This window comes from Pseudomonas sp. Q1-7 (genome assembly GCF_028010285.1).
Lineage (GTDB): Bacteria > Pseudomonadota > Gammaproteobacteria > Pseudomonadales > Pseudomonadaceae > Metapseudomonas.
The window spans coordinates 3,676,501-3,688,397 of the sequence record NZ_CP116304.1; the positions used below are offsets into that span (position 1 = coordinate 3,676,501).

The 11,897-nt window shown below is 64.4% G+C and carries 9 protein-coding genes and 1 pseudogene; 7 read left to right on the top strand and 3 right to left on the bottom strand.

Annotated features, from left to right (window positions below; all coding sequences use genetic code 11):
* Positions 1–55 precede the first annotated feature (55 nt).
* Entirely contained in the window at positions 56–3,766 is a 3,711-nt protein-coding gene (gene metH / locus PJW05_RS17045) for a methionine synthase (RefSeq protein WP_271408160.1), read from the top strand.
* Positions 3,767–4,139: 373 nt separating this feature from the next.
* Here the strand turns inward: metH and PJW05_RS17050 are convergent.
* Positions 4,140–4,524 (bottom strand): annotated as a pseudogene (locus tag PJW05_RS17050) (DUF1883 domain-containing protein).
* 80 nt (positions 4,525–4,604) lie between these two features.
* Between PJW05_RS17050 and PJW05_RS17055 the strand changes: the two are divergent.
* The 3 genes from PJW05_RS17055 (at position 4,605) to PJW05_RS17065 (ending at position 6,592) form a co-directional block, all read left to right on the top strand.
* A complete protein-coding gene (locus PJW05_RS17055; RefSeq protein ID WP_271408162.1) occupies positions 4,605–5,216 on the top strand; it encodes a hypothetical protein in 612 nt (203 codons plus the stop codon).
* A gap of 61 nt (positions 5,217–5,277) precedes the next feature.
* Positions 5,278–6,318, top strand: coding sequence for an RNA methyltransferase (locus PJW05_RS17060; RefSeq protein WP_271408163.1), 1,041 nt, complete (start codon positions 5,278–5,280; stop codon positions 6,316–6,318).
* Between the two features lie 55 nt (positions 6,319–6,373).
* The gene (locus PJW05_RS17065) at positions 6,374–6,592 is read left to right on the top strand and encodes a DUF2970 domain-containing protein (protein WP_271408164.1); all 219 of its coding nucleotides are present in this window, start codon (positions 6,374–6,376) and stop codon (positions 6,590–6,592) included.
* A gap of 3 nt (positions 6,593–6,595) precedes the next feature.
* On the opposite strand, the gene PJW05_RS17070 is transcribed toward PJW05_RS17065, so the two are convergent.
* Positions 6,596–7,681 (bottom strand): ABC transporter substrate-binding protein, encoded by a 1,086-nt coding sequence (locus PJW05_RS17070; RefSeq protein ID WP_271408165.1) that lies wholly within the window; start codon positions 7,679–7,681, stop codon positions 6,596–6,598.
* Between the two features lie 443 nt (positions 7,682–8,124).
* On the opposite strand from PJW05_RS17070, the gene PJW05_RS17075 reads away from it, so the two are divergent.
* Together PJW05_RS17075 and PJW05_RS17080 are read left to right on the top strand one after the other, a co-directional pair.
* Positions 8,125–9,783 carry a nitrite/sulfite reductase gene (locus PJW05_RS17075; protein ID WP_271408166.1) on the top strand — a complete coding sequence of 553 codons (1,659 nt, stop codon included), beginning with the start codon at positions 8,125–8,127 and terminating at the stop codon, positions 9,781–9,783.
* Positions 9,767–10,267, top strand: coding sequence for a DUF934 domain-containing protein (locus PJW05_RS17080; protein ID WP_271408167.1), 501 nt, complete (start codon positions 9,767–9,769; stop codon positions 10,265–10,267). Before PJW05_RS17075 ends, PJW05_RS17080 begins: the two co-directional genes overlap by 17 nt.
* A gap of 76 nt (positions 10,268–10,343) precedes the next feature.
* Here PJW05_RS17080 and PJW05_RS17085 read toward each other — a convergent pair whose 3' ends face one another.
* Positions 10,344–10,925 (bottom strand): TetR/AcrR family transcriptional regulator, encoded by a 582-nt coding sequence (locus PJW05_RS17085; protein WP_271408168.1) that lies wholly within the window; start codon positions 10,923–10,925, stop codon positions 10,344–10,346.
* A 110-nt stretch (positions 10,926–11,035) separates the two neighbouring features.
* Between PJW05_RS17085 and PJW05_RS17090 the strand changes: the two genes are divergently transcribed.
* On the top strand, positions 11,036–11,890 hold the full coding sequence (locus PJW05_RS17090; RefSeq protein WP_271408169.1) for an alpha/beta hydrolase family protein: 855 nt from the start codon (positions 11,036–11,038) through the stop codon (positions 11,888–11,890).
* The last annotated feature ends 7 nt before the right edge of the window (positions 11,891–11,897 follow it).

The window sequence follows — 11,897 nt, forward strand, 5'->3', positions numbered from 1 at the left end:
ACTAAGGTTTTGCTATCATCCCCGCCTTTGTTCACGCCAGCCTCAGGTAGCTCCCATGTCCGATCGCATCGCCCGCCAGCAAGCCCTGCAACAGGCGCTCAAAGAGCGCATCCTGATCCTCGACGGCGGCATGGGCACCATGATCCAGAGCTACAAGCTGCAGGAAGAGGATTACCGTGGCACTCGCTTCGCCGATTGGCCGAGCGACGTGAAAGGTAACAACGACCTGCTGCTGTTGACCCGCCCCGACGTGATCCAGGCCATTGAAAAGGCCTACCTGGATGCTGGCGCCGATATCCTCGAGACCAACACTTTCAACGCCACGCGTGTGTCCCAGGCCGACTACGGCATGGAAGAGCTGGTCTACGAGCTGAACGTGGAGGGCGCGCGCCTGGCCCGCGAAGTGGCCGACGCCAAGACCCTGGAGAATCCGGCCCGGCCGCGCTTCGTCGCCGGCGTGCTCGGCCCGACCAGCCGCACCTGCTCCATCTCCCCGGACGTGAACGACCCGGGCTTCCGCAACGTCACTTTCGACGAACTGGTAGAGAACTACACCGAAGCCACCCGCGGCCTGATCGAGGGTGGCGCGGACCTGATCCTGATCGAAACCATCTTCGACACCCTCAACGCCAAGGCGGCCATCTTCGCCGTGCAGGGCGTGTTCGAAGAACAGGGCTACGAGTTGCCGATCATGATTTCCGGCACCATTACCGACGCCTCCGGCCGCACCCTCTCGGGCCAGACCACGGAGGCTTTCTGGAACTCGGTGCGCCACGCCAAGCCGATCTCCATCGGCCTGAACTGCGCCCTCGGCGCCAAGGAGCTGCGCCCCTACCTGGCGGAACTCGCGGCCAAGGCCGACACCCAAGTCTCGGCCCACCCCAACGCCGGCCTGCCCAACGCCTTCGGCGAGTACGACGAAACCCCGGCGCAGATGGCCCAGGTGGTGGAGGAGTTCGCGGCGAGCGGACTGCTGAACATCATCGGTGGCTGCTGCGGCACCACCCCGCCGCACATCCAGGCCATCGCCGAAGCCGTGGCCAAGTACCCGCCGCGCGTGATCCCGGAAATTCCCAAGGCCTGCCGGCTCTCGGGCCTGGAGCCCTTCACCATCGACCGCAGCTCGCTGTTCGTGAACGTCGGCGAGCGCACCAACATCACCGGCTCTGCGAAGTTCGCCCGGCTGATCCGCGAGGAAAACTACACCGAGGCCCTGGAAGTGGCCCAGCAACAGGTGGAGGCCGGCGCCCAGGTGATCGACATCAACATGGACGAAGGGATGCTCGACTCCCAGGCGGCCATGGTCACCTTCCTCAACCTGATCGCCTCCGAACCGGACATCTCCCGTGTACCGATCATGATCGACTCCTCCAAGTGGGACGTGATCGAAGCGGGTCTCAAGTGCATCCAGGGCAAGGGCATCGTCAACTCCATCTCCATGAAGGAAGGTGTCGAGCAATTCAAGCACCACGCCCGCCTGTGCAAGCGCTATGGCGCCGCAGTGGTGGTGATGGCCTTCGACGAGGTTGGCCAGGCCGACACCGCCGCGCGCAAGAAGGAAATCTGCCAGCGCAGTTACGACATCCTGGTGAACGAAGTCGGCTTCCCGCCGGAAGACATCATCTTCGACCCGAACATCTTCGCCGTGGCCACCGGTATCGAGGAGCACAACAACTACGCGGTGGACTTCATCGAGGCCTGCGCCTACATCCGCGACCAGTTGCCCTACGCGCTGTCCTCCGGCGGCGTGTCCAACGTGTCCTTCTCCTTCCGCGGCAACAACCCAGTGCGCGAGGCCATCCACTCGGTCTTCCTCTACCACGCCATCAAGAACGGCCTGACCATGGGCATCGTCAACGCCGGCCAGTTGGAGATCTACGACGAGATCCCCGCCGAGCTGCGCGACAAGGTCGAGGACGTGGTACTCAACCGCCATGAAGGCAGCACCGAGGCCCTGCTGGGCATCGCCGACAACTACCGTGGCGGCGGTGCGGTGAAGGAAGCCGAAGACGAGGAATGGCGCAGCTACCCGGTGGAAAAACGCCTGGAACACGCCCTGGTCAAGGGCATCACCACCTGGATCGTGGAAGACACCGAGGAATGCCGCCAGCGCTGCGCGCGCCCCATCGAAGTGATCGAAGGCCCGCTGATGGCCGGCATGAACGTGGTCGGCGACCTGTTCGGCGCCGGCAAGATGTTCCTGCCCCAGGTGGTGAAGTCCGCCCGCGTGATGAAGCAGGCGGTGGCCCACCTGATCCCCTTCATCGAAGCGGAAAAAGGCGACAAGCCGGAAGCCAAGGGCAAGATCCTCATGGCCACGGTGAAGGGCGACGTGCACGACATCGGCAAGAACATCGTCGGTGTGGTGCTGGGCTGCAATGGCTACGACATCGTCGACCTCGGCGTGATGGTGCCGGCGGAGAAGATCCTGCAGACCGCCCGCGAACAGAAGTGCGACATCATCGGCCTGTCCGGCCTGATCACTCCGTCTCTCGACGAGATGGTCCACGTCGCCAAGGAAATGCAGCGCCAGGGCTTCAACCTGCCGCTGATGATCGGCGGCGCCACCACGTCCAAGGCGCATACCGCCGTGAAGATCGACCCGCAGTACAGCAACGATGCGGTGGTCTACGTCACCGACGCCTCCCGCGCCGTGGGCGTGGCCACCACCCTGCTGTCCAAGGAACTGAAGGCCGAGTTCGTGCAGAAGACCCGCACCGACTACGCCGAAACCCGCGAGCGCACCGCCAATCGTGCCGCCCGCACCGAGCGCCTGGCCTATGCCGATGCCCTGGCCAACAAACCGCAGTTCGACTGGACCGCCTACCGCGCCCCCAAGCCGAGCTTCACCGGCGTTCAGGTGCTGGAAGACATCGACCTGGCGGTACTGGCCCAGTACATCGACTGGACGCCCTTCTTCATCTCCTGGGACCTCGCCGGCAAATACCCGCGCATCCTCAGCGATGAAGTGGTGGGCGAAGCCGCCACCGCGCTGTTCAACGATGCCCAGGCGATGCTCAAGCAGTTGATCGACGGCAAGCTGATCAAGGCCCGCGCCGTGTTCGGCTTCTGGCCGGCCAACCAGGTCGACCACGACGACATCGAAGTCTACGACGGCCAGGGCAAGGCCCTCGCCCGCCTGCACCACCTGCGCCAGCAGACCATCAAGCCGGACAGCAAGCCGAACCTCTGCCTGGCCGACTATGTCGCCCCCAGGGAGAGTGGCATCACCGACTACGTCGGCGGTTTCATCACCACCGCCGGCATTGGCGCCGAGGAACTGGCCAAGCAGTACGAAGCCAAGGGCGACGACTACAGCGCAATCATGGTCAAGGCCCTGGCCGACCGCCTGGCCGAGGCCTGTGCCGAGTGGCTGCACGAGCGTGTGCGCAAGGAATACTGGGGCTACGCCGCGGACGAGCACCTCGACAACGAGGCGCTGATCAAGGAGCAGTACAAGGGCATCCGCCCCGCGCCCGGCTACCCGGCGTGCCCGGACCATACCGAGAAAGCCACCCTGTTCAAGTTGCTCGACCCCTCCGCCGACCTCCTCAAGCCGGGCCAGAGCGGCGTGTTCCTCACCGAGCACTACGCCATGTTCCCCGCCGCCGCCGTCAGCGGCTGGTACTTCGCTCACCCGGATGCGCAGTACTTCGCCGTGGGCAAGGTCGAGCGCGACCAGATCGAAAGCTACAGCAAGCGCAAGGGTCAGGATCAGGCGGTGACTGAACGCTGGCTATCGCCGAACCTGGGATACGAGAGCTGAGTTCGGTGCTGACTTGTGGGAGCGAATTTATTCGCGAGTGAATTCGCGCCTACATCGGCTGCAACCGACCCGCAGGTCGGAGGAAATCCGGGAGCCATGGCACGAATTCCCCCGGATTGCATCCGGGAAGTCTCGGAACAAGAAAAAGCCCCGCGAGTGCGGTAATGCTGTTCACATAACGAAGTAACGGGACTCGATCAGTCCCCTCGCCCCTTTGGGGAGAGGGTTAGGGAGAGGGGAAAACAACTGTTTCGCAGGGAGTTCGCCCCTCTCCCCCAGCCCCTCTCCCATGAATGGGAGAGGGGAGCGAGTCATGCGCGCGCTTAAGTGAACAGCATTACGCGAGTGCGGGGCTTTTTCTTGGCATTGGGGTTCAGCTCTTGGTGCGGCGCACAAACTTGATCGACCACTCGAAGTTGGGCTTGCGCGTGACGCTGATGGCGCGGCGGGTGACGGTGTCCAGGGTGACGTTCCAGAAGCCGGTGCTGGGCACGACGATCTTCGCCGGGAAACGGTCGAAGGCGCCGCCGTGGTAGCTGTGCCGCCCACCGTTCTTGAAGCTGCGGAAGTTCGCATCGTTCATCAGACGGATGTTGCAGGTCTGCGAACACTGGATGACGACCAGGTCGCCTTCATTTAGGTGCTCGCGCTGATGGATGAACTTCATGAACCACTCCCGAATCGCTGGATCGAACAGCGCGGCAGGATAGCACGGAGGCAAAGGCCGCTGCCTCGCCTACGCTGTAGAAGCCGACCAGGCGGGTTGCCCGGGCGAAACAGCAGGCTTCCGCTCGTACAGCTACCCCTTCCGGACCCGATCGACCAAGGTGGACATGACATGCAGCACAGCAACCGAATTCCCGCGCTCCTGATCGCCCTAAGCCTTCTTGCAGCTTGTAGCAGCCAGGCCGAGAACAACGAAGGGCTGAACGCGACCACCAGCACCGCCGAAGCCTACGCCTCGGGCGTGCCCGGCAGCGTCATCTCCGAGACCGAACGAATTTCGGCGGTGGTCACGGCCGTCGACCAGCAGAAACGGACCTTCACCCTGAAGGACGACCAGGGCCACCACCAGACTTTCAACGCGATACCGGAAATGCGCAATTTTTCGCAGTTGAAGGTGGGCGACCGGGTCAACGCGGTGGTCACCCACGAACGCGTGATCCAACTGCGCGCGCCCGACGCCCCCATGGAAGATGGCGCCGCCGGCCTGGTGGCGAGCGCGCCGGAAGGTGGCAAGCCGGGCATGCTGGTGGCCAATACGGTGGAGATCACCGCCGTGATCAAGGCCATCGACACCACTCAGCACACCGCCACCCTGGCGTTCGCCGACGGCAGCCGCAAGGTGGTGAGGGTGCGTCCGGACATCGAGCTCAAGCCGTCCTACCTCAATCAGGAAGTGGTGATCCGCATGACCTCGGCACTGGCCATCAGCGTCGAGGCCCCTTGACCGCACCAACCGGTGGGCGGGTCTGCCCGCCCGCCGGGGACAGTGATAGGATGCGCGCCCCATGCGCATCCTCGATATCCATCAACGCCTCGCCGACCTCGGCGCATTGCCCGTCCATCGCGGTCGGGTGGTGCGCGCCTGGCTACAAGGCAAGCCCCTCGACGCCGGTACCCGCCGCCAGCATACCGAGCACTTCCTGCCCCTCAGTGTCCGCGACGGCCTGCCCGCCCTGGCCGGCGAGCTGGACGGTCTGGCGCGGCTGCGCTCGGAACATCCCGGCGCCGACGGCTCGGCCCGCCTGCTGGTGGCCCTGCGCGATGGCCAGATGGTCGAGAGCGTGCTGCTGCCCCGCGACGGACTCTGCGTTTCCACCCAGGTCGGCTGTGCCGTGGGCTGCGTGTTCTGCATGACCGGCAAGAGTGGCCTGCTGCGCCAGGTGGGCAGCGCCGAGATCGTCGCCCAGGTCGCCCTCGCCCGCCGCTTCCGCCCGGTGAAGAAGGTGGTGTTCATGGGCATGGGCGAGCCGGCGCACAACCTCGAGAACGTCCTGGAAGCCATCGACCTGCTGGGCACCGACGGCGGCATCGGCCACAAGAACCTGGTGTTCTCCACCGTGGGCGACCTGCGCGTCTTCGAGCGTCTGCCACGGGAGCGGGTCAAGCCGGCCCTGGCGCTGTCGCTGCACACCACCCGCGCCGACCTGCGCGAGCGACTGCTGCCCAAGGCACCGCGCATCACCCCGGATGAGCTGGTGGAGCTGGGCGAACGCTATGCCCGCGGCATCGGCTACCCGATCCAGTACCAATGGACGCTGCTCAGGGGCATCAACGACAGCCAGGAGGAAATGGACGGCATCCTCCGCCTGCTCAAAGGCAAGTACGCGGTGATGAACCTCATCCCCTACAACAGCCTGGACGATGACCAGTACCAACGCCCGGACGGCGAGCGCATCGTGCAGATGGTCCGTTACCTGCACAGCCGCGGCATCCTCACCAAGGTGCGCAACTCCGCGGGCCAGGACGTCGAAGGTGGCTGCGGCCAGTTGCGCGCCCGCGCGGTGGAGCAGGTGAACACCCGCCGCCTGCACCGCCCCGCTTCCTGATCGAGCGAACGGCATTTCCCGGCCGACGAGCTAAGCTCAGGCCAGGAGGTGCCCCATGGACGACAAGAACCACGACCAACCCCTGAGCTTCCGCGAGATGCTGCAAAGCGTGCTCGCCGCGGCCTTTGGCGTGCAGAGCGGGAAGAACCGCACCCGCGACTTCAGCCGTGGCAAACCCAGCCATTTCATCCTGCTCGGCGTACTCTTCACCGCGGTCTTCGTGGTGCTGCTCTATGGGCTGGTGCGGCTGGTGCTGCACCTCGCGGGCGTCTGAACCTCAGTCGATCAGCGGGTCCAGGGAGAAGCGGTATTCACGCGCGCCCTGCTTGCCGACCAGGCTGTACGCGCGAAAGTCCAGGTCATACCCCTGCCGCTCCAAATGCCGCAGGAGGCGGATCGCCTTGTTTCGGTCCAGCGCCTGGAACAACCGGACCTCGCGGTCCTTGCCGCCATGCTGGGCGAAATCCACGCCGGCATCGTAGTCATGCAACAGGACCATGGCCCAGCCGCCGAGCGTGAAGTGGCCGCTGACCAGTGCGCCGATCTTGCCGTCGAGATAGGTGCGCAGCACTTCCGGGGAATTGTTCAGCGCGGAAAACAGCACGGCCTGCCCCGGCTCGCGGCCCAGTTCGCTGGCCGCCCGCATGGCGCCAAAGGCCATCTCATCGTTGGCCGACCACACCACCTTGGTATCCGGATAGCGTTGCAGCAATTGCAGGGCCTGGGTATAGGCGCGCTCGCGGCTCCATTCGCTGTAAACCAGTTGCCGCAGGCGCGCATTGGGGAATTCCGCCAGCGCCCGCATGAGGCCCTGCTCACGGCGTTGGGCGGCGGGCGTCTGCTTGACACCGGAGAACGCCAGCATGTCGAAAGGTCGCCCCGGCGCCAGACGATCCTGCTGCTCCAGCAACGAACGCGCCATCAGGTAGCCGGCCTCCTCGTCGTTCGGGACCATGCTGCCGATCCAGTCGGGATGGCGCTCCCGGGTGCCGCCGGTCACCGACTGCTGATCGCCGGTGAGGGTGCTGTTCACGGCAAACAGCTTGACGCCGCTGCCACGGGCCAGGCGAAGGATCTCGGGGCCGGCGTACTGTTCGTTGACGAAGAGCAGATAATCGGGCCGATCCTTACCGCGCAGCACCTCGCGGGCCTGATCGAGCATCAGGTCGAGGTTGCGCTCGGCATAGCGGATTTCCAACTCCATGCCCAGGTCGCGGGCGGCCGCCTGCATGAATTGTGCGTAACTGGCCCAGAACGGCTCCTGGGCCCGGCCGGGATTGAGAAACACCACAGAGGCGGCACTCAGCGACTGACTGAGACCCAGACAGAGGAAAAACAGAAGGGTGGCACAACGTCCTTTCATTCCATCACCCAGAAAAATCGGCGGCGCAGTATAACTGCTAATCGCAGGGCGATCGGACGGGCGAAAGCCGGCCGGATGATCCGGCCGGCGCGTGTTATTGGTGGCTGACCCAGAAAACGGCAGTGGAAACGGCGATCAGGATCAGGAAGAAGATGGCCCAGGCATCGACCTTGCTGTCACCGTTGGATTCTTCGGAATGATCGGTCATGGCATCCCCCGTAGTTGTGGTTATTAGTCGGCTTGCCCTCCGAGTAAAGACCAGGCCCCGCCGAGCCTCAAGCCGATGGTTATGCACCACCCCCAGGCAATAACTTCTGGTTCTTTACATATACTCAAACTTCACTTTTGCGCATAACCCCGAACTGGTATCTTCCTCCGGCTCCGCGGGGAGTGCGCGGCCGTGCGCGCAGAAGAGCTGTAGCAGCCTGACAACAGGACATTTCATGTACGTATACGACGAGTACGATCAACGGATCGTCGAGGACCGCGTCAAGCAGTTCCGCGATCAGACCCGCCGCTATCTGGAAGGCGAGCTTTCCGGCGAGGAATTCCGCCCGCTGCGCCTGCAGAACGGCCTGTACATCCAGCGCTACGCGCCCATGCTGCGCGTGGCCGTGCCCTACGGCCTGCTCTCGTCCGTCCAGGTGCGCAAGCTGGCCCAGATCGCTCGCGACTACGACAAGGGCTACGCCCACATCAGCACCCGCCAGAACGTCCAGTACAACTGGCCGGAACTGGAGGACGTGCCGGAAATCCTCGCCGAGCTGGCCACCGTACAGATGCACGCGATCCAGACCAGCGGCAACTGCATTCGTAACACCACCACCGACCAGTTCGCCGGCGTGGCCCGCGACGAGATCGTCGACCCGCGCCCCTGGTGCGAGCTCATCCGCCAGTGGTCCACCTTCCACCCGGAATTCTCCCACCTGCCGCGCAAGTTCAAGATCGCGGTGAACGGCGCCGTGAGCGACCGCGCCGCCATCGAGGTGCATGACATCGGCCTGGAAGCGGTGAAGAACGACGCCGGCGAGCTGGGCTTCCGCGTGTCCGTGGGCGGCGGCCTGGGCCGCACCCCGGTGGTGGGCAGCTTCATCAACGAATTCCTGCCCTGGCAGCACCTGATCAGTTACCTCGACGCCATTCTGCGCGTGTACAACCGCTACGGCCGTCGGGATAACAAGTACAAGGCGCGCATCAAGATCCTGGTCAAGGCGCTGACTCCGGAAGTCTTCGCCGAGCGCGTCAACGCCGAGTGGGCCCACCTGAAAGACGGCCCCACCACCCTGACCGAAGCCGAAGTCGAGCGCGTCGCCAAGCACTTCGTCGACCCAGCCTACCTGGCCCTGGAAGACCAGGACGCCGCCCTCGCCGCCCTGGACGCCGAGCACCCTGGCTTCGCCCGCTGGCGCAGCCGCAACGTCGTGGCCCACAAGAAACCCGGCTACGCCGCCGTGACCCTGTCGCTGAAGCCCACCGGCGTAGCCCCGGGCGACGTCACCGACAAGCAGCTGGACGCCATCGCCGACCTGGCCGACCGCTACAGCTTCGGTGAAGTGCGCAACAGCCATAACCAGAACATCATCCTGGCCGACGTCGAGCAGGCCCAGCTCTTCACCCTCTGGGGCGAACTGCGCGAACTCGGCTTCGCCACCCCCAACGTGGGCCTGCTGACCGACATCATCTGCTGCCCGGGCGGTGACTTCTGCTCCCTGGCCAACGCCAAGTCGATCCCGGTCGCCGAAGCCATTCAGCGCCGTTTCGACGATCTGGACTACCTGTTCGACATCGGCAACCTGGACCTGAACATCTCCGGTTGCATGAACGCCTGCGGGCACCACCACGTCGGCCACATCGGCATCCTCGGCGTGGACAAGAAAGGCCAGGAGTTCTACCAGGTGTCCCTTGGCGGCAGCGCCGGCCGCGACGCCAGCCTGGCGCAGATCCTCGGCCCGTCGTTCGCCCAGGACGAAATGGCCGACGTGATCGAGAAAATCATCAACGTCTACGTGGAACAGCGCACCGAAGACGAGCAATTCCTCGACACCTTCCGCCGTATCGGTATCGACCCGTTCAAGGAGCGCGTATATGCAGCGAATCATTAAGAACGGCCAGGTGATCGACGAAACCTGGCACCTGCTGGCCAAGGACGCGACCCTGGACGGTATCCCCAACTGCGACGACATCATCATCCCGCTGGCCCTCTGGCGCGACCACGCCCATGCCCTGAAAGCCCGCGACGGCGGTCTGGGCATCTGGCTGGACAGCGACGAAGAGATCGAGGAAATCGCGGACGACCTGGCGCACTTCCAGGTCATCGCACTGAACTTTCCGGCTTTCACCGATGGCCGCCACTCCTCCACCGCCTATCTGCTGCGCCAGCGCTATGGCTACCAGGGCGAAGTGCGTGCCATTGGCGACGTGCTGCGCGACCAGTTGTTCGCCCTGCGCCGCTGCGGTTTCGACGCCTTTGCCTTGCGCGCGGACAAGGACCCCTACGATGCCCTCAAGGCCTTCGAGGAGTTCGCCGAGGTCTACCAGGCTTCCAGCGACCAGCCCCTGCCGCTGTTCCGCCGCCGCTCGGCCTGAGCGAAGCACCCGTGAGAAGCCCCGCGACTGCGGGGCTTTTTGTTTGGTCCCATACGCCTTTCTTGCATGGGGCAGCCTACCGCGCCCGTACCGCCTCCCAGGCGGCGTCCATGAAGATTTCACGGCAGGCGGCCAGGCTGGTGCGGGTGCGCCCGGCCAACCAGTGGCGGGAAAAATCCTGCACGGGGCCGATGACGATCGAGACGAAGCAGTCCCGCGGCATGTCGCGAAACTCGCCCGCGTCGCGGTAGGGTCGGAGGAACTCGTCGATTCGCCCGTGGTGGAGACGGTTCGCCTCGCGCAATTGCTCGCCCATCTCGCTCGCCTCCACCCTGCCCCGGCTGTGCAGGATGAACCGCGCCCATTCCGGATGAGCCGTTACCCAGTCGATATAGCAAGCCACCAGCAAACGAATGCAGGCTTCGGCGCTGTCCGCCTGGGCGAAGCCTGCTTCCACCAGCCGCGCGTAGCCGCTGATGCCCTCCAGATAGAGCGCTGCAATGATCCGTTCCTTGTTGCCGAAATGGTGGTAGAGGCTGCCGATGCTGGCCCCCGAACGTTCACGGATCATCTCGATCGTGGTGGCATCGACGCCATGGTCCGTGAAGCAGGCCAAGGCGGCCTGGAGAATCTCGTCTTTGCGGGAGGGACGGCCCATGTATGTCCTCGGATGAGATTAGAATATTTTTCTAGAATACTTTTCTAGTTTTCGTATACTGCCCGGGTTCGCGTTTTTCCAGAAGCCCCTTCCACGCCAGGACAGATGCAATGAGCAGCTCGACAGAAACCCGGATCGACAACGGCAATGGCCACGTCATCAGCGCCAACTGGTTTCGCCCCGACGGCGACATCCAGGCCGCGGTGCTGATAGTACCCGCCATGGGGGTGCCGCAGCGCTACTACGCGCCCTTCGCCACCTGGTTGGCGGAGCGCGGTTACCTGGTTGCCACCTTCGACTACGTCGGCATGGGCCAATCGCGCAACGGCCACCTTCGTGACCTGGACGTGGATATCCTCGACTGGGCCCGCCATGACTGCAGCACCATGCTCTCCCTCGTAGCCAATGCCAGCGGCGACAAGCCGTTGTACTGGATAGGGCACAGCCTGGGCGGGCAGATCCTGCCGTTCGTGGACGGCGCCGAGCGCATCAGCAAGGTACTGACCATCGCCACCGGCAGCGGCTACTGGCGCGAAAACACCGCCGAACTGCGCCGCCGGGTCTGGCTGTTGTGGTTCCTGGTGGCGCCCCTGGTGACGCCGCTCGCCGGCTACTTCCCCGGCAAGCGTCTGGGCATGGTGGGCGATCTGCCCAAGGGCGTGATCCAGCAATGGCGCCGCTGGTGCCTGAACCCGGAGTACGCCGTGGGTGCCGAAGGCGAGAGCGTGAGGGCAGCCTACTCGGCGGTGCGCACGCCCATCACCTCCATCTCGTTCACCGACGACGAAATGATGTCCGGGCGCAACACCGAGTCACTGCACGGCTTCTATCGTCAGGCGCAGAAGACCTTCAAGCGCATCGCCCCTGCGGACGTGGGCGAGAAGAACATCGGCCACTTCGGCTTTTTCAAACCACAGTACCGGCGTTCGCTCTGGGAGGACGTGCTGCTGCCCGAACTGGCCTGAGCCGGCA

What these genes read in the sequence shown, in the direction of transcription:
- PJW05_RS17085 (WP_271408168.1), bottom strand. Translation starts at nt 10,925, where the DNA reads ATGGGCCGTCCCTCCCGCAAAGACGAGATTCTCCAGGCCGCCTTGGCC.
- PJW05_RS17055 (WP_271408162.1), top strand. Translation starts at nt 4,605, where the DNA reads ATGCAGCACAGCAACCGAATTCCCGCGCTCCTGATCGCCCTAAGCCTT.
- PJW05_RS17075 (WP_271408166.1), top strand. Translation starts at nt 8,125, where the DNA reads ATGTACGTATACGACGAGTACGATCAACGGATCGTCGAGGACCGCGTC.
- metH (WP_271408160.1), top strand. Translation starts at nt 56, where the DNA reads ATGTCCGATCGCATCGCCCGCCAGCAAGCCCTGCAACAGGCGCTCAAA.
- PJW05_RS17080 (WP_271408167.1), top strand. Translation starts at nt 9,767, where the DNA reads ATGCAGCGAATCATTAAGAACGGCCAGGTGATCGACGAAACCTGGCAC.
- PJW05_RS17065 (WP_271408164.1), top strand. Translation starts at nt 6,374, where the DNA reads ATGGACGACAAGAACCACGACCAACCCCTGAGCTTCCGCGAGATGCTG.
- PJW05_RS17060 (WP_271408163.1), top strand. Translation starts at nt 5,278, where the DNA reads ATGCGCATCCTCGATATCCATCAACGCCTCGCCGACCTCGGCGCATTG.
- PJW05_RS17070 (WP_271408165.1), bottom strand. Translation starts at nt 7,681, where the DNA reads ATGAAAGGACGTTGTGCCACCCTTCTGTTTTTCCTCTGTCTGGGTCTC.
- PJW05_RS17090 (WP_271408169.1), top strand. Translation starts at nt 11,036, where the DNA reads ATGAGCAGCTCGACAGAAACCCGGATCGACAACGGCAATGGCCACGTC.